Here is a 23,732-nt window from a genome sequence, read left to right on the forward strand (position 1 = left end):
ACCGCCTGGACATCACCGGCGCCCGCTGGGGACTGGCCGGAGCCGAGGCCATCTTGAAGCTCCGCGCCCTGATCGCCAACAACGACCTCGACGAGTACTGGACCTTCCACGTCGACCGCGAGAACCAGCGCGTCCACCACCACCGCCACCAGGACGAATACACCCTCAGCGCTTGATCGAATCAGTCACTACGGAAGAGCTACACCCAACCCCCATAGCGGGGCCAAACAGGTCTCATGGCGTAGACTCCACCGCTGTCACGAAACCTGGAGAGGACCATCGGTGCCGTTCTCTGAAGGCTGGCGAGATCACTACGACCGCATGCTCCGCAGCCGGAGGCGCCTGGCGGAAGCCGCGGGGCCGTCATCGATCGGATCTGATGAGGCGCGCGACCACCTCTACCACTTCTTCCAGGATTCCTACCATCTCAAAGATTGGCTGGTGAACGACCCCAGCCTCGGGTTCACTCCCGCTGCCAAGCAGGCACTCGAACGGCACATCACGGCCACGCGTGCTCTTGCGAACTGCGCTGACCTGTGCAACGGAACCAAGCACCTGGTGCTCAACAACCCCCGGGTCCCCGGCACGCCAGCGAACCTTGCCAGCCAGAGCGTTAGCGTCACCCTAGGCGCCTTCGAGACGGTGTCCGAGTTTGGGCCGTCCGTGAAGGAGCTGGCCACGCCTCCAGCCGACGCAACCACCGCCGAGCACTTGTGGCTGGTCGAGTTCGACGGCCACTACTACGACGCAGCCAACCTTGCGGACGAAGTCGTGGCCGAGTGGCAGAACCTGCTCAGAGTACAAGGACTGATCTACTGACCTGCGGCACAACAGGTGATCATCCCTCTCAAAGGGAGCCCATCCGCCTCGCGAAGATAGGCCTTTCCTTGGCGAGGTCCAGGGGAAGGCCCACACCCCCAGCCGCCGCGCCGTGGCGGTGGTGACCGAGCGGATCACCCATCGGCGCTTCTGCCGCAGCTGCTTGGCCACGGCCTGGGCGCAGGTGAGGCAGGTGCCGCCGCCGAGGGTGAGGGTGAAGGCCCGGATACGCGGCACGTAGGCCTGCCCGTGGCCCTCCAGATAGGTGCGCAGCTTGGTGCAGGCGCCGTAGACCTCGTCCTCGGTCACGAAGTCCAGGTGCACGTGATCGGCGTAGGTCTCGCCGAGCAGGCCGATGGCCAATTCGCCCTTGGTGGCGAAGGCCAGGTCCAGGGGCGGGCCGGTGGTGATCGCGGTGACCGGGTCGCTGATCTGCTCGGCGGGATCCATTGCCGTGCGCCGATCAGCGCATGCCTGGCGTCGGCGCGGACGTAGGCGAGGTAGACGGTGTTGATGCCGTTGTCGATGCTGCCGGCGCAGCCCATGTGCTGACGTTGGACACGGTTGTGGCAGTGCCCTTCTTCTCCTGGCCGGACTCGTCCAGCACGCCCACGGTCAGGCTGCCTAGCCGGGCGGCGGTGGCGATGAGGCATGACTGGTCTGCCGAATGGGACTTGTTTCATCGGCGACTCGCTTCGGTTGCCTGATCCAGCACTCCGTTACCAAAAAGGATCTTTACACAGGATCGCGACATATGTGATGATCGCTCCGTTTTGCTACATCTGTTCGAAAGGCTCGAGTGAACCCATCACGAACATCGTCCGGATTATCCGACCGGACGCGCCGCCGCGCTGCCCTGATCGCTGCCGTGGCCATGCCGCTCTCATTGATGAGCGCACCCGCAATCGCCCAGGGCCCCACGCCGCCCTCCACCACCACCGCTCCCTCCTCCAAGACGCCGCCGAGCGCCCCCGTCACGCCCACCAGCAATGCGCTGGCGCAGGCCAAGAAGGACAACCGGCGCGTCGAGATCGAGTCGCTGCGCTCGGAGACCGCCACCTACTACGCCAATCCCGACGGCAAGACCCTGCGCTTGGAGCAGTACCTAGAGCCCATCCGGGTCAAGAACGCCAAAGGTAACGGCTTCACCCCGATCGACACCACCCTCATCGAGGCAGGCCGCGTCATCAAGCCCAAGGCTGCCGCGGGCGGCCTGACGCTGTCCGCGGGCGGCAACACCGAAGCGATCAGGAGCAGGAGCGGCGACCTTGCCGCGCAGATCGACGCTCCGCGCACGTTGCCCAAGCCCACACTCGACAGCAGCACCGCCACATACACATCCGCCTACGGCAAGGGCATTGACCTGGTCGTCACTGCCACCCCGACCGGGTTCCGCCAGCAGATCATCATCCGGCAGCGCCCCGCCGAACCGGTAACCTTCCACGTCCCCGTGGATCTGCCCAAGGGCCTCTCTTTCGGCAAGAACGCCAAGGGGCAGCCGACGCTGAAGAGCGCAGACGGCAAGCACAGCCTCGACATCCGGCCCGCGGCGCTGCTGGACGCGGCCGCGGCCGACGCGGACGCCGATCTCGGCGCCGTCAGGCTCGGCAGGGCGCAGGTGAGCTTGAACGGCTCGGCGCTGGTGTACAGTCCCGACCCGGCCTTCCTCGCCGACCCGGCAACGACGTACCCGGTGACCATGGCCGCAGTCGACGACGACTGGTACGAGTGCACCCTCGGAGGCGACCCCTGCCCCGCCGGCGACCCGATGGACACGTACATCAACGACGTGGACCTCACCGACAGCTGGAACATGCACTACCGCGACCAAATGTGGGTCGGCAAGTCCTACTCCAGCAGCATCGCCAAGCGCTGGCGCGCCTACATCCAGTTCCCGCTTCCCCAGGCAAGCGATCCGTTCTGGGGCTCCACCATTCAGGACGCGAACCTGGAACTGTGGAACTTCAAGTCCAACGACTGCGGCGAGTTCGTCGGATCCGGAATCACCGCCCGGCAAGTCACCTCTGACTGGGACCATCTGACCTTACAGTGGTCTGACCAACCGTCGGTCACCAACCTGGGCGCGGACACCGAGGGCGGGGCCTACAGTCCCGACTGCTCCGGTTCGATGAACTACGAGCACGACCTCGTCCACTCAGTCGATGACATCGTCCAGGCCTGGGCCGACGGTGAGGAGAACTACGGAGTCCAACTCCGCGCAGGTGACGAATCCGAGCTGCGGAACTGGCGTCACTACCGCAGCCGCGAGCATGGCCAGAGCTACCCCGCCCACGGCCCCAGGCTCACGATCGACTTCGAGCCGCCAACGCCGCCACGCCTGGAAACGGTGGTCACCACCTCACGGGAGCCGCTCACCTCGATTCCTGAATACGAGGAAGCCCTAACAAAATCCGTTTACACGCCGGAGCTCGACGAGCCGATCGAGCAGTTGAGCAAGGAGTTGATCGCTGCCAATGAAGGGCGGCGAAACGGCGAAGGTACCTTGATCGCACCCGAACAGCTCTCCCCTCCGCTGCCGGATCCCGGCGATAGCGACGACACCACCAATCCAGACGGTGAGGACACAACACCGCCGCGGGTACGGGCGACAGAGCCGACCAGCGGCGCCACCGGTGTTTCTCTGGGTTCTCATGTCCGGGTGACGTTCTCGGAGGAGATCTTCGATCCAAAGTTTGTGGTGAAGAGCGCGCAGGGCGTCCAGCTCCAGGGCACTACCGTGCTGGACGAGACCGAGAAGATCGCGACCTTCACTCCTGCGCAGCCGCTTCGCCCCGGCGCAGCGTACACCGCTGAGGTCTCAGAAGCGATCGATGCGGCGGAGAACGAGATGGCTCCCTACACCTGGTCGTTCCGGACGATCGATGAGGCGGCCGCGCGTTGGACGTTTGATGAAGGGGACGGCCGTACGGCTGCCGACTCCTCTGGCAACGATCACCATGCGAGCCTGAACGACACCGCGTCGTGGATCACCGGCAAGAGCGGGAACGCGGTTTCCAACGTGCCCTCGCAGGTGCGGATCGCTACCTCGAAGTTTGCGGCCAAGAGCGGCAAGGCGGTCGAGGTCGCGGACGAGACGACCGCGACGAGCATCACCTACGCCCAGCCGGACGGGAAGACGTTCAAGACCGAGGTCGCGGCCGGTCCTGTGCGGGCCAGGCAGGGCAGCGGCTGGGTGCCGATCGACACCACCCTGGCTGAGCAGGGCGGCAAGCTGCGGCCCAAGGCTCTCGCCGAGGGCGCGGTCGTGGAACTCTCCACCGGTGGCACGGACCCATTCGTGAAGATGTCCGCCGATGGGAAATCGTACGCGCTGCGCTGGCCGACGCCGCTGCCGAAGCCGGCGGTCAAGGGCAGTGTCGCCACCTACACCGATGCCGTAGGCGCCGGGGTGGACCTGGTGGTGACGGCGTTGCCGACCGGGTTCCGGCATGAAGTGGTGCTGCGGCAGCGGCCATCGAAGCCGCTGGAGCTGCGGATCGGCGTCGAAGACGACGGCCTGACCTTGACCGAGGGCAAGGACGGCCGGTTGCTGCTGAAGGGTAAGGACAAGAAGCTCGTCGCGGCAGGCACACGGCCGGTCGTCTCGGACGGCGGCAAGGGCCTCCTGGTCAAGCACGGTACGGCCGGCGCGGACTTGGTCACCAAGGACGGCCGGACGGAGCTGGTGGTCAAGCCGGACCAGGCGTTCCTGACCGACGCCGGCACCACCTACCCGGTGCGGGTGGCCGCGGCACTCACCCTGCCGCTCGGCGCCGACGTCGAGGTCAGCACGCTCGACGTGGACGCGCCCTCCTACCCCAGCAGCGCAACCATCATGGCCGGCACCATGAGGGGCGGGGTGGCGGCTCGCGTGCACCTGCAGTTCGACACCACGGCCCTGCAAGGCAGCACGGTGACCGACGCCAAACTGTCGATGAACACCCTCGACAGCCACAGCTGCGGCGCCACGCTTGCCAACGGCATCCAGGTCGCCCGGCTGACCGGCGCATGGGACCAGGCCAGCGGCATGTACTGGGCCGGCAAGCCCGCGCACACTACCGAGGACGCCTCCACCAACTTCAAGGGCGTCACCTCGGACTGCCCCACCTACCCCGACAGCATGGACTGGAACGTCACCGGCATCGCCCAGGACTGGGCCGCCGGCGCCGCCAACCACGGACTGGTGCTCAAATCGCCCGACGAGGCGAGCATCAACAACTACCGGGTGTTCACCTCCTCCGAAGACACCGACTTCAACCTGCCGCCCAAACTGACCATCACCACCAGCGGACCGGCCTCGCAACCGGTCGTCTCCGCCCCCGCCATCACCCCGTCCCACACGGCGGACGACACCACCGTGACCACCTCGCTCACCCCGCAGCTCGCCGCCACCGTCGCCGACCCCGCGACCGGGACCCTCACCGGCCAGTTCGAGATCGAGCACGACCCAGCCGCCACCGGGCAGGGCACCGGCCAGATCTGGACCGGCTCCTCACCGGCGGCCACCTCCGGCGGCCAAGCCACCGTCAGCGTCCCCGCCGGGAAACTGACCGACGGCTGGAAGATCCGCTGGCGCGCCCGCGCGGCCAATGCCACCGCCACTACCACCTCAGCGTGGACGGACTGGCAGAGCGCCACCGTCGACGTGCCCAACCCGACCGTCGGCGCCTTCCAGGTCACTCCCTCCCAGGTAGTGGACGGTGTCACCACGGCCACGAGCCTGACCCCGGCCCTGCGCGCCACGGTCACCGACCCGGCCGCCCAGCCGGTACGGGCCGAGTTCGAACTCGAGCACGACCCCGCCGCGACTGGGCAGGGCACCGGCCAGATCTGGACCGGTGCCGTCGATGACGTCGCCTCCGGGAGTCAAGCCTCGGCGACCGTACCCGACGGTAAGCTGGCCGACGGGTGGCAGGTGCGCTGGCGTGTCCGGGCGATCAACACCACCACGACGGTCGGCTCGCCGTGGTCGGACTGGCAGAATCTGACCATCGACGTACCCGACCCGGTCTCCGAACCGGCCGTGGGAGCGCTGCAGGTCAGCCCATCCGAGCAGGTGGACGATACCACCGTCACGCCTACGCGCACCCCGTCCCTGCTGGCCCAGGTGAGCGACCCCGCTGGCAAGCCCCTGCGGGGCGAGGCCGAGATTGAGCACGACCCGGCCGCGACCGGGCAAGGCAGCGGCCAGATTTGGACCGGCAGCGCCGACAACGTCCCGCCCGGGACGCAGGCGAGCATCGCCGTTCCGGACGGGAAGCTGGCCGACGGATGGAAGGTACGCTGGCGCGCCCGTGCGGTCTCGTCCACCGCCGCCTCGGCCTGGTCGGATTGGCGGGCGTTCACCGTCAGCGTGCCCAAGCCCACCGCCACTGGTCTGGCCATCACCCCGTCCAAGGTGGTGGACAGCGTCACGGTGACCACCAGGATCACCCCCACGCTGCAGGCCACCCTCACCCACCCGACCGGCCAGACCCTGCGCGCCGAGGCCGAAATCGAGCACGACCCGGCCGCACCCGACGGCCAGGGTACCGGTCAGATCTGGACCGGCGCCGTAGACAACGTGGCCTCCGGCACCCAGGCGAGCATCGCCGTCCCGGACGGAAAGCTGGCCGACGGGTGGAAGGTGCGCTGGCGTCTGCGCGCGGTCACCGAGCAGGCCGCTTCGACCTGGTCGGACTGGCGGCAGGTCACTGTCGACGTCACCCAGCCCGGCGAGGAGCCTCTGGCGCAAACCGCCGGCCCGGTGATCCACACCGATCAGAGCTTCACCGCCGCCGCCTGGCTGCGCTGGAGTGACAAGGACGGCGACTACAGCGTCCTCGAGCAGAAGGGCACCCACCAGGCACCCTTCCGGCTCGGCAACACCGCCGACCACGGACTAGTGCTCACCTTTATCAGCGCCGACGCCGCCGGTGCGACGGTCGAAGGCGTGCTGTCCGGGGTCGAACCGCCCGTGGATGAGTGGTTCCACCTGGCGGGCGTGTACGACGCGGCCACCCGTGCGGTGACCCTGTACCTGAACGGAACGCAGGCCGGAACCGCGCAGTTGTCCTTCCCCGCCTGGAACGCCCAGGCCCCGCTACGGATCGGCGCGGCGATGGCAGGAAGCCTCGACGAGGTTCAGATCTACCAACGCCCGTTCAGCGCCGATGAGATCGCCAATGTGATGGTCCCGGCTCCGACGCTTGTGGCTGTGCCCGCACCGCAGAAGACCGCTTCTACTCAGGCCGCGGCTGCGACCGGCGACTTTGATTACGAGCGCATCAATCTGCAAACGTGCCAGGTCAGCGGAAGCGAAACCGGGCATGGTGAGTACGATGCACGAATCCGCGAGCTGCCGTACAACTCCTGCTGGTCCTCCTACCTGCAAGTGAACGACTACGTAGAGGACGAGTCGAGCGGCAGACTAGTGAAAGCCGGCTGTAAAAGCGCGTTCAAGAATCCGGTCCTCAAATGGGCCTGCAAGCAGATGGCTGAGCCGTTCGATGAAGACATCGCCCTCCGCTTCCGCGCCACGGTGGTCATCCACAGCTATCTCGGAGACGCGACCGGAACTGGTGTGGTGCATGGGGCCGGAACCGGCATCAAGCCGACGGACATGAAGATGTTCATCCAGCTCGATGAGTTCGCACTCATCGATGAAGACGGGCGCGTGATCAAGCCCGGAAACCAGTTGAGCGGCATGCCCATCACGACGAGGCTGTACATTCCGGATCCTCCTCTCACAAATGAAGGCTGCACTACTGGCGACGGCGAGAAGAAGAAGGACATCTCTACATGGCGATCCAGCCCGTACGATATCTTCAATATCCGAACGACCATTAACAATCCGGGCGTAGTCACCTGCGCGTTCCATCCCGAGGTCGCGTTCTACGCCGACAATGGGATGGAGTGGTTGCGCCTGCCTCTCTTCAGTCAGAAAGTAATTGACGTTAGGGGCGAGTGGGTCGGCGTCGCACGCGAGGGTGAGGGTGTGCCCGAGGGCTGGAAGCGGTGGATGCCCCACTTCCGCTGCGACACCCTCGCGTTCGGCGCGGGTGACCCGCAGGTCGAGGATCGCGTCGGCGGCTGTATCAACACCAGGTCGAAACGTGTATTCGTCATGTCCACGAGTCCTGGTACGGAATTTCCAGAAACGGCTCAGCACATCAAGGACGCTCTCAACCCCTCGACGAACAAGAGTACCTATCCGCCTAAACGTGCTGGGGAGTACGAGGTTCCGAATCCGCCGAACAGGGCCGTCCTCGGCACTGAGCAGCCCAAGCGCATCCCTGGGAACTGGGCGGCTCCTATCGGGAGCGACGCAGGCGAACCACTGCACAGGACCACCAGCAAGCTCCGGAAGAATTCCAACCGGCTCGTCTTTTCGGGACGCTCCTTCATTGCCGACCGCGGCGATGAGAAAGACTATGAATGGCCACAGAACTACGGCAACAACTATTGCAAATACTATCAATGGGAGAAGTATCTCGCCCAGAAAAGGTTCAACGATCTGAATTGTGACGAATATCCATTCGCCACAACACTAGAAGGAGCCGCGAGCACCGAGTGGGATTTCTCGATTCGGGCAATCAAAGCAAAGGACAACCAGGATCAAGGAAACGCTCTGGGCAGATTCTATGCCCAATTCAGAGTCGGCGATGAGAACTCTTTCTGGGTGATGATCCAATAGCAGTAGGCGCAGTACCGGATGCCGAATTCAAGGCCGCTAGAGAATTCGACATCCGGCACTGAACCCTTCGGTAGCCCTTGATCGGCCATGACCGATCAAGGGCTACCTTGCTCCAGCAAGTACGAATTACGCCCAGCCTCGGTCACGCCGCAACGACGACGGGGACATCAACGTGCATATCGCAATTTCAGCTCGTCCATTGCGAGGTCCCAGAAAGACCTGTAACGGTTAGCCCCAGGCAGCCATGGCGCGAGATACCATGCTTCCCACTCACCTTCAGCGGTGCTGACGTGCGGATTGAGGAGAGCCACTCCGTCATCCCAATATCCGATCAGAAGAGTGTCGGACACATACTCCCCTCTGTAATGTATGGAGTCCTGCTCCAGTCCGTAGACGAAGTAGAGCTCGTCAGGCACGCTCCATAAGTTCTCCCGCTTGGGAGCCGACCAGCTCTCGGCCCTCGAGGGGTCGACATCACGGAGCCAGCCGACTTTATCGACACGCAGCAGACAGCAGTCATCGTCGCTGCCCCACCCGTCGGCGAACAGGAGAAACTCCCGATAACTCGGCGGCAGTTTCACACTCAGCCGATCTTCAAGCTCGCGAACCTCTGCTCCGGTGGCCGGGGAATACAGATCGCCGAGTGGACTGACCGCCGGGCGATCAGAACCCTCGGTCATCGGAAGCCTTACAGGAAGGCGTTCAGACCATGCGTACTGGGCACTCATAGCGGAGAAGATATCCCGTTTCGAGTGGCTGGCGCACGTGCGGCACAAAGCTAGATGATCTATTCCAAGGGGTCAGTGATCGTAGGCGATCAGTGAGCGTAGGACGGTTTGTCCGGTGGCGTCGTTGTGCCGGTACGGCCCGCGGGACATCGCCGAGGCGATCAGCATTCACCGAGCGGGCGGTGCAGACCATCGTCTCTGACCTGTATGAGGCGGACTATCTGATTCGGACGTCGGGGTCGACTTCGGGGTGCGTGAACCGCACGGGCTTGCCCAGCGACCGGGCGTAGGCGATTTCGGCTCGGGTGCTGTCTCCGATGTAGTCGCCGACTACGAGCACCTCATCAGCGAGCCGGATCTTCGCCCGGTGCAGATCGTCGAGTCGAACCTTCAGCGCCTCGGCCTCGACAGGGTCGGACCAAAGTTCGTGCGGCGACTTCATGTCGCAACCCGGCTTGACGACGATCTTTCCGGCTTTGGTCTCCCGCAGATCGGCCTCGTTCATCTCGGTCATGAAACGGGTGGAGCCGCAGATCACGACGATACGCGGGAGGCCCAACAGCTTCTTCGCGTCGGCAAGCTTCTCCTCGGGGGCGAGCGGTTGCGGGTATGACACTGGTTCCTCCTGGTGGTGTGGTCCAAGCGGTGCCTGCGGAGACGAGAACGAGGGTGTGCGGCGACCGACGACATGCTGAAGGAGCATCCCGACCTGGCGCCGTGGCGCCCGCCCGGTCGGCATGACGCCCCGCCTGAGCGAGGCCGAACTGGTCGCCCTCGCCATGATGCAGGCCATACTCGGCTTCACCTCCGAGGCCAAATGGCTCCGCCATGCCCGTGCCCACCTGCGCCACCTCTTCCCCTCCCGGCCTCAGCGACCCGGCTACAACAAGCGGCTGCGCAAGGCCGCCGGTCTGATGCGAAGCGTCAACCGGATCCTGGCCACCACCACCTCGGTGTGGAGCGACGACGTATGGGTTGTGGACTCCTCCCCGGTGGAATGTGGCGCTCCCGCGAGACCGTCAAACGCTCCGACCCGGCAGGCTGGGCCGAATACGGCTACTGCGCCAGCCACAGGCGCTTCTTCTGGGGCCTGCGCCTGCACCTGGTCTGCACCCTTCAGGGCCTGCCCATCGCCTTCGCCCTGACCGGGGCCAAGGCGAACGAACGTAAGACCCTCCTCGACCTCCTGGCAGCCGAATGCGAGCTTCTGCGAGAGCGCCGGCGACAAGAACGGCTGCAATGCGGGCACGGGGCCTTTCACGCCTCTCTTCACCTGAACCTCCTGCGTTAAGCAGGTGCGGATCCGCGTTGAGATTCTCTATCGGTCCACAGCCCCAACGTGTTGGTTAGCTTCTCGCATAAATGAAACCAACCTTTCCACGTGCTTCTCTAGAACTTTCGGAAAATCCAAGCCTGGCCAATTCTGACATACGGAGCGAGCGATGCGGATTTTATCTGCTGACCCGCCCCACGCTGGTACGTATTCCTTCAGAGGATCACGCCACCTGTCTCCCGACCAAAGGATTCGACGACCATGAACTTCCAGCACGGCCGCAGATAGCACATCGGACGGTACATAATTCTCGATGGTGTAGCCATCGGTAATCCAAGCATGGCCTGGATAGCCCTCGGCGTCAAATTCATCGCGCACGCGCTTCTTGGTCCGATTAATTGGCTTGCGTACAGATGTTTTGTCACTGTCAATAAGTATCGCGATATGTCGATTGAGTCGGCGCAGCGATATAAAATCCGAAACCTCTGGATCAAGCGCACTCAGGTGATTCAGAAGCCGCCCCCCATAGAACATTATGGAATAGTGTATTCCTTCGATCAAGTCGGGGGCCTTCAATTGAATCCAGTGCTGCAAATAAATTCGATCGCTTGGTCCTTCAACCCAGACCACTGCGTTAGCTTGTAGGAGATCAGACGGGCGGTATCCCAGATCTGAGCAGACGGTGGCGACCTCTGCAGGCGTTTTAGCGCGACAAACCGATGTAGATCCTTCAATGTCCCTCACATGAAAGACATGAGACTGATCATAGTCCAATATGTGTGGAGAATGTGTCGCGATGAGATACTGGTTTGAAGGCTCATCCCGAAGGTATCGAACCAGTTTTCTCTGCAGAAGGGGGTGCAAGTGCACCTCGGGCTCTTCGATGCACACAAAGTGGTCCGACATCACCGTTGCAGCGACGGCCAGGATTATCACCTGATGAATACCGGTTCCAAGATGAGTTAGCGGCAGAACCTTCCCGCCCCTGTGAACGTTGATTGTGTTTCTCTCGAATGGGACTTCCAGATAGGCACTTGCATCCTCTAGGACGGTCTGCAGGAACCGATTCACCGCATCAAACCTCGACCGATCATTTTGTTGAGACGCACTTGGATTCTGCAGCCGAGCAAGGCGTTCAATAATATCCGATCCATTATGTGGCCCGATCGCAGCTCCACCAATCATCCTAAAAGCATCGATAGAAGCAACGGGGGGAAATGATTCCCACGTGTGAAAGGATGCAAGAACCCTTCTGGCATCCTCACCCTGTTGGCCACCTGCATTGCCTGTTAGCGCCGAGGACAGCTCACTCAACCCATGATGGCCCAAGTCGCTTGTTATTGCAGCTACCTGTCGATCACTGGGTGTCAGAGAACTGCTGGTACCCGCCATGAATTTATAGTGGAACCACAGCAAATCGTCTTGCGTGAGGCTGAGCATGGGATGGTCAAGCAAGTGACCAGGGTTTGGTAGCCGTCGCGTCGTCACGAAATGATCAGTGGCGAGGTTGGCCGTGAGCCCGAGCGATTTTTGGAGCTGCGAGCACGTAAGCAAGTGTGGCGCCGGGGGCGGTCGAAGGGATGCGTCCTGTTACCACGAGTACGCCGACCAGATTCGTCGGTCCCACACCGCCCTCCGGCCGGCCTCAACCGTAGCGATCTATCGATGGTTGGGGAAGTCGCGTGGTACGAGTTCAACAGACGGCTCCTGTGGCCGACGGTGTGCATGATGGTGAGCCCGACGGGGAGCCGGAGGAGATCCTGGCGCGGGTCGCCGCGATCGATGTGGGCAAGGACAGCGGGATGGTGTGCACCCGGCTGCCGCACGATACCCGGGCTGGGCGCAAGGTTCAGAAGGTGTGGGAGATCCCCGCGCGTCACGACGACATTCTCGCCCTCGGCGATCATCTGCGTGCGCACGGGGTGGAGCGGGTGGTCATCGAGAGCACGTCGGATTACTGGCGGATCTTTTACTATCTGCTGGAGGCGGCCGGGCTGGTGGTGTGGCTGGTCAACGCCCGTGAAGTGAGGAACGTGCCGGGGCGGCCCAAGACCGACAAGCTGGATGCGGTGTGGCTGTGCAAGCTGAACGAGCGGGGGATGCTGCGTCCCTCATTCGTGCCCCCGGCCGAGATCCGGGATCTGCGGCAGCTGACCCGGCTGCGGACCAAACTCGGCCAGGACGCCGCCCGGCATATGAATCGGATCGAGAAGGTCCTCGAAGACGCGCTGCTGAAGATCTCGGTGGTGTTGTCGGACCTGTTCGGCACCAGCGGGCGCCGTATCCTGAACGCACTGGTGGCCGGACAGCGTGATCCGGCCCGATTGGCCGAGCTCGCCGATTATCGAGTCCGGGCGAGCCCGGCGCGGTTGCGCGCCGCGTTGACCGGTCGTTTCCGCGACGTGCACGCCGTCGAGATCGGCATGCTCCTGGAACTGATCGGCCTGCTGGAGGCCAAGGTCGCCGACCTCGACGACCAGATCGCCGCGATGGTCGCCGACCTGCCCGGCGCGGCCCCGGCGTGCGGTATCTGCGCTCTGGTGGGCGGCGAGCATGCGCCCGGCTGCGCCGATGCCGGGGTACGGCTCCTTGGGCTGGCCGAACGCCTGGACGAGATCACCGGCGTCGGCATGTCCTGCGCTCAGGTCATCATCGCCGAACTCGGCACCCACGTGACCACCCAGTTCCCCACGGCCGGGCATGCTGCCGCCTGGGCCAAGCTAGTCCCCGTGGTTCGCCAGTCCGGCAAGACCTCACGCAGCGGACCGACCGGCAAGGGCAACCGGTGGTTACGCGGGGCGCTCGGCACCGCCGCGATGGCCACCGCCAAGAGCAAGGGCACCTTCCTCGGCGAACGCTACCAGCGGATCCGGCGACGCCGCGGCAAACAGAAAGCCATGGTCGCGGTTGGCCGCTCCATCCTGGAGATCGCCTATTTGCTGATCGCCAACCCCACCCTACGTTTTCATGACCTCGGCGCCGACTACTACGACCGGCTGAACAGCCCTGAGCAGCAAGCCCGCCGGAAGATCCGTGAGATCGAACGGCTTACCGGAAAGAAGGTTCACCTCGTCGACGGCGAAGCCGTCGCATCCTGATCGATCGACTTGTCTCTCACATCTCGGAGTCGGTGACTTACCCAAGGTAATAGCGCAGGCCCATGCCAACCTGAACCTCCTGAAGATGCCAGGTTGCTGACGCGCGCCTACCAAACGGTCCTATTTCCGACCAGAGCTTGAACGCCTTCGACGCCACAGAGTCGCCAGGGATGGATGCGGAAGTATTCGTGATGATCGGACTGTCCGCACTGATCGCTATAGCTATCTCTGCCGGAGCCTGGCCTTGGGTCCCGTAGGGAGCGTCAAGTTCTTCTGCGCCAGGATGCGCGTTCTTAAGGAATCGAGTAGCTCGGAGGAGATTAGATTTTCCCGCATTGTTTTGCCCGGCTAGCAAATTCACCTTGCCGAGCGGACCCAGGAGCTGCAGGTCATCACGAATACTTCGATATCCAGAAATGCCAAACCCAGGGAATAGCGCCATCTGCAAACCCCGTATCTGATCGATGCCAGCTTCGGCTGCGAGGGTGAAGTTACAGGAACATGACTCTAAGCCTGGATTCACAGCGTGAAGTCCGGGGCGAGGTGCTGGAAATGAAGTGAGGTGTCCCTTGACCTGGGAGGATGGGAGTTCTCTAGGCTTCCATCAGCCCGCTGCAAAGGACACCTCGTAAGTTGGAATTCTCGCATGCCGCCAGCCGTACGCAGGCGATCTTCGATGACGAGCACGTGATTTCCTACGCAGGGCTTGGCTCCGGCGCTGCGGTTGGCCGGGCGGTCCGGCCTTGGGCGGCTGGTCGGTGAGCACGTGGCGCTGGGCACGGCCGACGGGGTCAACGCGCCGGCGAAGGTGGTCTCGATCGTGGCCGGGATGGCCTGCGGCGCCGACAGCATCAACGACCTGGAACTGCTGCGGCACGGCGGGATGGGCAAGATGTTCACCGGTATCCGCGCGCCGTCCACGCTGGGGTCGTTTCTGCGGGCATTCACCTGGGGCAACGTCCGCCAGCTCGACAAGGTCGCCCGGCAGGTGCTGGTGGCGCTGGCCGCTCACACTCCGTTGCTGCCGGGCAAGGAGGTGCTGGCGTTCTTGGACGTCGACTCGATGCAGCGGCGAACCTATGGGTATGCCAAGCAGGGCTCCGGCTTCGGGCACACCAAGATCGGCGGCAAGAGTGTTCTGGTCAAAGGGCTGAACGCGTTGACCATTACCCTGTCCACGCCGCTGTCGGCACCGGTGGTTGCCGCCAGCCGGTTGCGCGGCGGCACGGCCGGGTCGGCACGCGGCGCCGCCTCAGCGGTCCGCGAGTCCATCGGCACCGCCCGCCAGGCAGGCTGCACCGGCACCCTCCTGATGCGCGGCGACAGCGCCTTCTACGGCGCCGAACTCATCGGCACCTGCCGCGAGCACGATGCGCGCTTCTCCGTCACCGCCAAGCTCGACCCCAAGGTCAAAGCCGCCATCGCCACCATCAGCGAGGACGCTTGGAAGCCGATCAAGTACCCGCGAGCGATCTTTGACGAGCAGGCCGGCGGCTGGGTCTCCGATGCGCAGGTCGCCGAGGTCGGCTACACCGCCTTCACCAGCAAGAAGGGCCAGGCCGCCTGCGCCCGGCTGATCGTGCGCCGGGTCAGAATGCGCCATGAGCAGGCGGGATGCGGCCAGGAGGAGCTGTTCCCGGCCTGGCGCTACTACCCGATCTTCACCGACAGCCCGTACGCGCTGCTCCAAGCCGAGGAACAGCACCGCGATCACGCCGTGCAGGAACAGGTCAACGCCGATCTGATCGGCGGACCGCTCGCGCACCTTCCCTCCGGCCATTTCGCCGCCAACGCGGCCTGGCTGACCTGCGCGGCGATCACCCACAACCTGCTGCGCGGCTTGGGCTGCCTGGCCTCGGCCTTCCACGCCAAAGCGCGCGGTGCGACCCTGCGCCGCCACCTCATCGCCGTGCCCGCGCGGCTGGCCCGGCACAGCCCTGCCGACGAGCGCGGCCACCTGACCCTGCACCTACCCGCTGGATGGCGCTGGCAGCCCGCCTGGACCAACGCCTTCACCGCCACCCACGACCCACCCGCCGCCACAGCGGCCTGACCAGCCGCAACCCTGGTCATACTCTGCTGACGACCTTCGCGGTCACCGCGCTCTCGCGCACCCGAGCCTCCGAACGCACCCGGACAAGCCGCGACCCGAGCACGGCGGCCCTCCCACGCCCGAAAACAGTGCCTCCACCTGCGGAACCCGTCCTCGTGGAGGAATCGGGTCGGAAAATGATCAAACGGAATCACGCCGTGGATTCAGGCTCAGTCCTCCTGATAACCGCTCGCCTGCAGTCGAAACAGCCGCGCATATGAGCCGTCCGCTGCCATCAACTCCTCATGCGTACCCGACTCAGCTATCACCCCATCGCTGAGCACAGCGATCACATCCGCTTCCCGTACCGCGTTGAGCCGGTGCGAGATCAGCAGACTGGTGCGTTCAGTCCGATAGCGGCGCATTCGCGCGTGCACGTCGTGCTCGGCTTCCGGGTCCAGCCCGGAGCTAGGCTCGTCAAGCATCATGACGTCGGAGTCGTCACGCAGGAACGCGCGGGCCAGAGCCACGCGCTGCCACTGCCCGCCCGACAACACCACACCGGTTTGGGGTGCCCGCTCGTTGAGGAGAAACACCCTGGTCAAAGCGGTGTCGTAGCCGTCAGGCAGTGCGACGATGGTCTCATCCACACCCGCGTTCCTGGCGGCTGCCCTGATGCGGTCTAGGTCGTCGAGTGCGCTTAGGTCACCGACGGCGATGTTATCGCGGGCGCTGAAGTCGTACGTCATGTGGTCCTGGAATACCGCGCCGAGCCGGACGCGCAGGTCGACTGGGTCCAGGTCGCGCAGGTCGACGCCGTCCCAGTAAATCGACCCGCGCACCGGGTCGTAGAAGCGGCACAGAAGCTTAGCGAGCGTGCTCTTGCCCGCGCCGTTAAGCCCTACAAGCGCCACAACCTGCCCGCATGGGATAGTGAGCGTGATACCGCGCAGCACCCAGGGCAGGTCATCTGCGTAGCGGAACCATACGTCACGCAGCTCGATACATTCGGTGAGTGGTGTCGTGGGACGAGGGCTAGTGGCGACGGGCAGGTCCCGCTCCGCATGAACGACATCGGCGTAGTTGCCGAACAACAGCAACTGCGTGTGGGTGCGGGCGATGCCTAACAGCAGCGCGGACAAAGCGCTTTGCAGCCCGGCCACGGCTGCGATAAACATCGACACGTCCCCGATCGTCAGCCCACCGCCGCTGGCTGCCAGCACCGCCCAGATCAAACCACTGCCAGCGACCAGCGCACCGAGCAGTTCCAGAGCGGACTGGACGAACAAGTCCTTGCGTTCCAGTCGCCGCTGAGCCTCATCGGCAAAACGCCGCTCGGCCAGCATCCGTCCGCGCAGAAATGCGCCCAGCCCGAACAGGCGATTCTCCTTGGCAGCCGCCACGCTGCTGAGCAGGTGGGAGTAGAAAAGCTCGCGGCGTTGTGCAGGAGCGATCTCCAACATGGTTCTGTCGTGCTTACGCGCCAGCGCAAGCTGCGCAACCAGCGCCGGTATGGCAGAACCGAGCACCAGGGCGGCCATGGCCGGTGAGATGATCACGACGGAGGTGAGGAATCCGGTCATCGTCACGGCGTTCCGGCCCAGTTCGAAAACTCTGCCGACGAATACCGGCGCAATCGTGCTGCCGTGAGTGGCCAGCTTGAGCCGGTCGAGGAAGATCGGGTTCTCGTATGGGCCAAGCCCGACAAACCGGTCGGTGGCCGTGAACAGCCGGTCCAGGGCGTGCAGGCCGGTCCTGCGGCCCATCTCTGCCGATACGTACTGATTCACCCGCGGGAGGACGGCCGCTGCTAAACCAACGGCAGCCAACGCCACGACTAAGGACATGATCTCGGCCGACGAGCCTTGCCCAGCAAGGTCATCGAGCACCAGCTTGGTCAGCCAAGCGATGGTAACGGGGATGCCTGCCTGCAGCAGGGTGAACGTCAAGGAGCACACCGCCCGCAGTGGGGCGGCACGCCAGACTAAACTGGTAGCTTCTATCACACTGCGCCACGTGGAGCTCATTCCACCAGGCTAGATGACGATATACGACCCACCGAAGACTCGCTGACCACTCGGCTCGAGCTCGTCGTTGCGGAGAAGGCTAAATTCCTGATTATAGCGATGTGCAATCGGCGGCTGGCCGCACCGCAATCACCTCGGTTCCCTGACCAAGGAGGGTCTTCCAGGCAGACCCACCTGCTTGAACCAGGTGCATTTCGTCAGGTACTGGCGGTATACGCGACGCGGCCACCTGTTCGCTGATGGATAGCTTCGACGACCTCGCCATATAAGTGGGCGTTTGATCCGGCGGATTCTGTTTGGTCCCTAGCCTTTTCCGGTGGAAGCGGCCATCCGGGACGAGATCGCTGATGGCGCTGCGGTGGCGTCATCGCAGGTCAACCGGCAAAGGCGAGCAATCGGCCGGCTGGGGCCGCGGGTCGTCTGTCGATGATGAGCGGTACGAAGTGCCACATCTTGTGACCAAACAGGAACCTGAACGCAGAAGTGGCCCTATTCGGACAGTCGATCACCCGCGTTGGCTCACGATATCCACCTAAAACGTACTAATACGACAGATGCGCCACAGGATAAACCGGACGAAGTGTGGCATACAGAGGCTAAACGCCCACTAAGAACTGACGCCGAGCTGATTGGAGTCCATGGCACGCTCTGGATGGAGCCGAAGTTGGAATAGCGTATCCAGCTTCTCTGTCAGGCTGAGCGGTTTGCCAGGCATAGGCGCATCGTCCTCCCAAGCCACTGGCGGCGTCTCCACCGTCGCTCACAGCACAAATCGAAAATATGGGCCACGGGGGCACCGTCAACTGGCGCGGTCTTCAGGTCGGGCTCGGACAAGTCAGTTGACAGTCTGTAGATCAAGGCGCATATTGACCGGGGTCTGCCCTCAAGATTCACCCCCGGGCACGAGCACATGCGGTCACTGGTCGTCCGGTTGGACGATGATCGTCATAGTCGCATGGAGGTGACGTGAGCTCCACTTCTCAGCTCCGGCTTGGATTTCTCGGCCCGATCAGCATCTGGGATGGTCATCAGGCCGTGGCCTTGTCAGACACCCGCGCACGCAGTTGTCTAGCCAGACTAATGCTCGAGCCTGGCACTCCCATCACTCGGGATCTCCTCGCCGACGCGATCTACAACCGTCGGCCACCTCGTACGGCACAGAACCAGGTGCAACGAGCCGTGTCCGTACTGCGCCGTCATAAAGTAGATATCGAGACGTACGAGGACGGCTACATCTTGCGCATAGAGCAACTGAGGATCGATGGGTTTGCGGCGGAGGCGATGATCGAGCAAGCGCGCCAAGCTCACTCCGCCGAATGCGACGAGGAAGCCGTCGAACTCTTCCGCACTGCATTGCAGTTCTGGCGTGGCCCTGTGCTTTGCGGTCTGGATTCAGCCGATCTCCAACTTCGGGCGCTGCCTTGGGAGGAACTTCGCCTGATCGCCCTGGAGGAACGGACGTGGGCGGAGCTCCGGATGGGCAAAGGACGCGACCTGGTGCCTGAGCTGACGAACCTCGTTCACGAGCATTGCCTGCACCAGCCGTTTCACGAGCAACTCATGCTGGCACTCTTCCGCGCCGGGCGTCCTTCCGAAGCAGTGAACGCCTATCACGGATTACGCGAGCGACTGGAGGGTGAATTGGGCGAGGCCCCCCGTCCCACTCTGAAGAAGCTTCTGCATCGCATCGCCATGAACGACAGCAGTCTGTTGCCGGGAGCGCCCAGCACAAGCGCCCCTCGCCAGCTCCCTCGACGCCTGCCGGTCATCGAGGGCAGGAAGTCTGAGATCGACTCAATCCTGTCCACGCTTGCTGTCGCCGGGCCCGGCTCCCCCGTGGTGGTCAGCGGACCGGGCGGGGTGGGCAAGACAACCGTCGCGACAGGCGCCGCTCATCAGGCCCTCGACCTGTTCCCCGATGGACAGCTATTCGCGGAGCTATCCGGCTCCAGCGATCCCGCCATGCCGGCCAACGTACTTGGGGATTTCCTCAGAGACCTGGGGGTCTCTGAACAGAACATTCCCGATGACGTCGAGCAGCGCGCGAAGCTTTTTCGATCCGTGGTCGCGGACAGACGTCTCCTGATGGTCCTGGACAATGCCGCAAACACCACGCAAGTCGAGCCCCTGCTCCCAGGGGTGTCCAGCTGTAGGACGATCATTACCAGCCGGCGGCCGCTGACTGAACTCCCAGGCGCGACACTTATCCGGCTCTTCCCTCTGTCTGACTTGCCAGCGCGGGCGATTCTGGCCGACAGCGGGCGGCGACTCGACGTTGATCCCGCTGCCGTACACGCACTCATCGAACTGTGCCAGGGGTACCCGCTGGCATTGAAAATCGTCGCCGCGCGCCTCGCAGCCAAACCCCATTGGAGCTTCCGGAAACTCCTTAATCGGATTCTCGGTTCGCCTGTAGACGAGATGGCGAGCGGGGAGCTACGGGTCCGTCCACTGCTGGATTCCAACTACCAAATGCTAGACGATCAATCGCGTTCGCTCCTTCGACGTGTCGGCTTCTACGGCCAACACCACTTCTCGCTATCGGACGCCGCAGCCCTCGCTGACTGCTCGCAGGACGCTGCTGAGGACTTGCTGGACAACCTGATCGACGCTCATTTTGTGGAACCCGGGTATCGCGGCTATCTTCTCGTTCTGGACTATGCCAGAGGGCGGGCCGTGGCCGAAGAATCGGAAACTGAGCTCCTCGCGGCCCTCACCCGCGTCCTCAAGCTGCAGCGACGGAAAGTGCTTGCTCGCGATTGAAGCAATCGCCACAGCGACGCTTCGCCGTCGCGCCCTTGACCCATGTTCCGCGTAATTCGGTGGACTAGAGATGCAGATTGGTGCTCTGAACTGGGCTGACATGGCTGCGGCCGCCTGGAGGGCGTTTCTCTACGCGGTGCCGTTCAGGCTGGTCAGCTGGGTGTGGGCTGAAGGTCGATGACCTGCAAGGAACCCGACAACCTGGCCGCTGGTCTACATGCACGGCACGTACCTGGTGAGGTAGAGCCGATCGATACAGTCAACGTCGAGTGCGACATGCCCATCAAGAATGTCCGTCAGTGTCTCAGCACGAATCACGTCGATCACCTACTGTAACGCAACCGTTCCTACGGTTGCGAATGTCCACGATCCCGCACGATCACGCCTGCTGAACCACGAACCTTGGTGGTCCGAGGCGAACCCTCGTTAGATTCTTCAAATTACGGGAAACGTGGGCTTGAATCCAGGAACGGCTCATTGGTACGTTTTGACCGCTTACAGCTTGTGGCGATGGCGTTGCGTTCTGCGAGACCTCACATCACCGCTCTTCGTCGCTGTTGAACGAGGACAGCGTATCGACAGCGCTGCAAGATACATTTAGCGCACAGTAAAGGGCCAATGTGCTAAGGAGCGGGCGATGGACCGTCGATATGAGCTCTACTGCACCAAGGACCCGTACTTCTACGACCGCACAGACCTCGACTCTCCGCACGTCTCCATCTTTGAGCCATTGCGGGAAGAGGCCACACCGGCTGGCTGGGAGCGCATATCAGCCGAGGGCTGGATCCACCTCCGTCCGCCTGGTGCGCTCATTCCTCGCCAAGGATGGAAGATCCACGTCTCGGCGACATTGAAGAATGCGGAGCGCGTGACTAAAGAAGTCCGGAACTATTGCGTCCGCTATGAGATAACGTTCAAAGTGGTGCCGGACCCAGTGGAATGGAGAAACCGTAACTCCAAGTACGCCCCACGAGCCGCCAGTGGCAAACTAGCAACGATCTACCCAAGTAACCACGCACAATTGCACACCGTATTGGCCGAGTTAGGAGAAATCCTTCAGGGTGAGGCAGGACCGTACATCTTGAGCGATCTGCGGTGGGGCGACGGCCCACTACATGTACGCTACGGCGCGTTTCAGCGACTCATGACGTGGGACGCGACCGGGCAATCCGTTCTGGCGATCGAGGATCCTCAAGGAAAGCTTGTCAGAGATCCTCGCGATCCAGTTTTCAACCCTCCAGAGTGGGCCAAACTACCCTCGTTCCTGCAGCCCCATCTGGATCGAAGAAATGATCTACGGCTCGACGGCTTCCCCTATGAAATCGTCGGCGCCCTCCATTACTCCAATGGTGGCGGGGTCTACGAGGCGAGGGACAAGCGTACCGCTCAACGGGTAGTTGCCAAGGAAGGCCGGCCCCATGCCGGAATCGACCTCGCGGGCCGTGACGCGGTGGATCGACTCCGTCTCGAGCGGAAGATCCTAGAGCGGCTAGACGGGATGCTGTGCGTTCCTCAGCTCCTTGACTATGCCACGGTCGGCGAGCATGAATTCCTCATCGAGGAATTCATCGAAGGCCAGACTCTGTGGCACGAACTCCTCCGACGGAATCCCCTGATCAAGACTGGACCACGACCTCGACAGGAACTGACGGACTATGGTCGTTGGGCGATGGCGCTGTGGGAGCGTGTCACCGATGCGGTACACCTCATGCATGATCGGGGGGTGGTATTCGGCGACCTCCACATGTTCAACATCTTTGTCATCGAACAGGGTGATGAAGTCAAGCTGATCGATTTCGAGGCCGGATGGTTCCTCGAGGAGGGCGGTCGGCAAGTTATGGCCAATCCTGGTTTCGCCGCCCCACGCGGCACTAAAGGGACAGACGTTGACGAGTACGCGCTTGCATGCCTGAAGCTGGCCCTCTTCACACCGGTGACCACGCTGACCCGTCTCGATAACGGGAAAGCGGCGGATCTGGCGCACCGAATCGCGGAAATGTTCGGGGTGCCGTGGTCGTGGCTGGAGTCGGCAGTACGGATGCTTTCGGGGACGGAGCCGTCTGTGCCGGTGCCAGGCGAAGCCGATGTCATAGGCTCGGCGACATCAGCGATACGAGCAAGCGCGTCGCCCAGTCGGGAGGACCGTCTTTTCCCCGGCGATATCAACCAATTTCTGGAGCCGAGTGGGGGCCTCAGTTTGGCGTATGGCGCGGCAGGTGTGTTATGGGCCTTACAGCAGATTGGGTCTGGAAGTTATTCAAGTGGCGAACAATGGTTGCTCAAGCAGACTCAGCAGGGACAAAAAGATCTACCGTCAGGCTTCTACAACGGTGCGCACGGAATAGCCTACACGCTGTGGGAGCTCGACCATCGAGAAGCAGCCCTAGACCTTCTCACGACACTGACCGACCGGTTCGACTCTGATGAGCCGGACAACAGCCTATACTCCGGCCTGGCTGGTATCGGGCTGAGCTGGCTGCATTTCGCTAGGCTGTGCGGAAATGATTCTTTCCTGAGGAAGGCTATTCGCGCCGGCGCCACTATTGAGGAGCGCCTGGGCACAATTGACTCGGTGCCAGAAACCAGCGGTGGCCCGCATGGTTACGCCGGTCTAATGTATGGCGCCTCCGGACCGGCCCTGCTTTTCACCGCACTCTACGAAGCGACCGGGGAAGCTCAATACCTCGACACCGCAGAGACTGCATTACGTCAGGACCTCAGGCGCTGCACCCATGACTCCGACGGCGGACTCCACGTTAACGAGGGCAGACGAATCCTGCCTTACCTAGCCGACGGGAGCGCGGGCATTGGCCTGGCCTTGCACCGCTTCCTAGCACAGTACGACGTTCCTGATCTCCGCAAGAGCTTCGATGAGATCCGGCATGCGACCACTATCTCTTTCGCAATCTTCCCGGGGCTGTTCCGAGGTCTGGCAGGTTTGATCTTGTTCAATACGCACTGTGGAGCTGCCACGTACGCCAGCGAACAGGTCCGTGGCCTTGAGTGGCACGCTACCCGCTGGAACGGGAAAACAGCCTTCCCTGGCTCCCAGCTACTGCGACTTTCTATGGACCTGGCCACCGGGAACTCGGGTGTGCTCCTCGCGCTGGCCGCTAGTCAGCCAGGTGCAGAGACACCCGTGGGCCTACCGCTGGTCACGGATTACGTCAACGGTTATGCCGAGAGGAGGTGAACCAGTATGTCACTTTACGATCTCCAGGGGTTGAGTCCCGATTTGGACGCTTCTGCGTTCGAAAGCCTCACTAGCACAATCTGTTGTAACCCCTCGGAAGAGCACAGCTCGCTGTCTCCGTGGT

The 23,732-nt window shown here is 63.0% G+C and carries 10 protein-coding genes and 2 pseudogenes; 7 read left to right on the forward strand and 5 right to left on the reverse strand.

The features are described 5' to 3' along the window. Nucleotides 1-176, forward strand: a pseudogene (locus tag C4V41_RS51395) (ISKra4 family transposase); the annotation flags it as partial. A 448-nt stretch (nt 177-624) separates the two neighbouring features. On the opposite strand, the gene C4V41_RS51400 reads toward C4V41_RS51395, so the two are convergent. After that, nucleotides 625-1,269, reverse strand: a complete 645-nt coding sequence (locus tag C4V41_RS51400) for a hypothetical protein (protein ID WP_103963401.1) — start codon at nt 1,267-1,269, stop codon at nt 625-627. Between the two features lie 424 nt (nt 1,270-1,693). Here C4V41_RS51400 and C4V41_RS51405 point away from each other — a divergent pair, with 424 nt between their 5' ends. Beyond that, on the forward strand, nt 1,694-8,494 hold the full coding sequence (locus C4V41_RS51405; protein ID WP_235030919.1) for a DNRLRE domain-containing protein: 6,801 nt from the start codon (nt 1,694-1,696) through the stop codon (nt 8,492-8,494). A gap of 167 nt (nt 8,495-8,661) precedes the next feature. Here the strand turns inward: C4V41_RS51405 and C4V41_RS61295 are convergent, their stop codons facing one another. Further along, nucleotides 8,662-9,222 carry an SMI1/KNR4 family protein gene (locus C4V41_RS61295; protein ID WP_146104117.1) on the reverse strand — a complete coding sequence of 187 codons (561 nt, stop codon included), beginning with the start codon at nt 9,220-9,222 and terminating at the stop codon, nt 8,662-8,664. Nucleotides 9,223-9,439: 217 nt separating this feature from the next. After that, a complete protein-coding gene (locus C4V41_RS51410; protein ID WP_103963403.1) occupies nt 9,440-9,838 on the reverse strand; it encodes a hypothetical protein in 399 nt (132 codons plus the stop codon). 72 nt (nt 9,839-9,910) lie between these two features. Between C4V41_RS51410 and C4V41_RS66455 the strand changes: the two are divergent. Continuing rightward, nucleotides 9,911-10,450: pseudogene (locus C4V41_RS66455) on the forward strand (transposase); the annotation flags it as partial. A 90-nt stretch (nt 10,451-10,540) separates the two neighbouring features. Here C4V41_RS66455 and C4V41_RS51420 read toward each other — a convergent pair. Continuing rightward, nucleotides 10,541-11,950 carry an ATP-dependent nuclease gene (locus C4V41_RS51420; RefSeq protein WP_146104118.1) on the reverse strand — a complete coding sequence of 470 codons (1,410 nt, stop codon included), beginning with the start codon at nt 11,948-11,950 and terminating at the stop codon, nt 10,541-10,543. A gap of 254 nt (nt 11,951-12,204) precedes the next feature. Between C4V41_RS51420 and C4V41_RS51425 the strand changes: the two genes are divergently transcribed. Both C4V41_RS51425 and C4V41_RS51430 read left to right on the forward strand, forming a co-directional pair. Continuing rightward, the gene (locus C4V41_RS51425) at nt 12,205-13,593 is read left to right on the forward strand and encodes an IS110 family RNA-guided transposase (protein ID WP_200824830.1); all 1,389 of its coding nucleotides are present in this window, start codon (nt 12,205-12,207) and stop codon (nt 13,591-13,593) included. A 706-nt stretch (nt 13,594-14,299) separates the two neighbouring features. Further along, nucleotides 14,300-15,646 (forward strand): IS1380 family transposase, encoded by a 1,347-nt coding sequence (locus C4V41_RS51430; RefSeq protein WP_146104119.1) that lies wholly within the window; start codon nt 14,300-14,302, stop codon nt 15,644-15,646. Between the two features lie 209 nt (nt 15,647-15,855). Here the strand turns inward: C4V41_RS51430 and C4V41_RS51435 are convergent, their stop codons facing one another. Further along, the gene (locus tag C4V41_RS51435) at nt 15,856-17,583 is read right to left on the reverse strand and encodes an ABC transporter ATP-binding protein (protein ID WP_407670166.1); all 1,728 of its coding nucleotides are present in this window, start codon (nt 17,581-17,583) and stop codon (nt 15,856-15,858) included. A gap of 1,035 nt (nt 17,584-18,618) precedes the next feature. Here C4V41_RS51435 and C4V41_RS51440 point away from each other — a divergent pair. Both C4V41_RS51440 and lanKC read left to right on the forward strand, forming a co-directional pair. Then, a complete protein-coding gene (locus C4V41_RS51440; RefSeq protein WP_146104120.1) occupies nt 18,619-20,415 on the forward strand; it encodes an AfsR/SARP family transcriptional regulator in 1,797 nt (598 codons plus the stop codon). A gap of 637 nt (nt 20,416-21,052) precedes the next feature. After that, nucleotides 21,053-23,608: a class III lanthionine synthetase LanKC gene (lanKC, locus tag C4V41_RS51445; RefSeq protein ID WP_103963407.1), complete on the forward strand. Its 2,556-nt coding sequence runs from the start codon at nt 21,053-21,055 to the stop codon at nt 23,606-23,608. Nucleotides 23,609-23,732: the final 124 nt, after the last annotated feature.

The organism is Nonomuraea solani (assembly GCF_900108335.1).
Classification (GTDB): Bacteria; Actinomycetota; Actinomycetes; order Streptosporangiales; family Streptosporangiaceae; genus Nonomuraea; species Nonomuraea solani.

Excerpts from the sequence above, each read along its gene's own strand:
- C4V41_RS51405 (WP_235030919.1), top strand. The coding sequence starts at position 1,694 with ATGCCGCTCTCATTGATGAGCGCACCCGCAATCGCCCAGGGCCCCACG.
- lanKC (WP_103963407.1), top strand. The coding sequence starts at position 21,053 with ATGGACCGTCGATATGAGCTCTACTGCACCAAGGACCCGTACTTCTAC.
- C4V41_RS51400 (WP_103963401.1), bottom strand. The coding sequence starts at position 1,269 with ATGGATCCCGCCGAGCAGATCAGCGACCCGGTCACCGCGATCACCACC.
- C4V41_RS61295 (WP_146104117.1), bottom strand. The coding sequence starts at position 9,222 with ATGAGTGCCCAGTACGCATGGTCTGAACGCCTTCCTGTAAGGCTTCCG.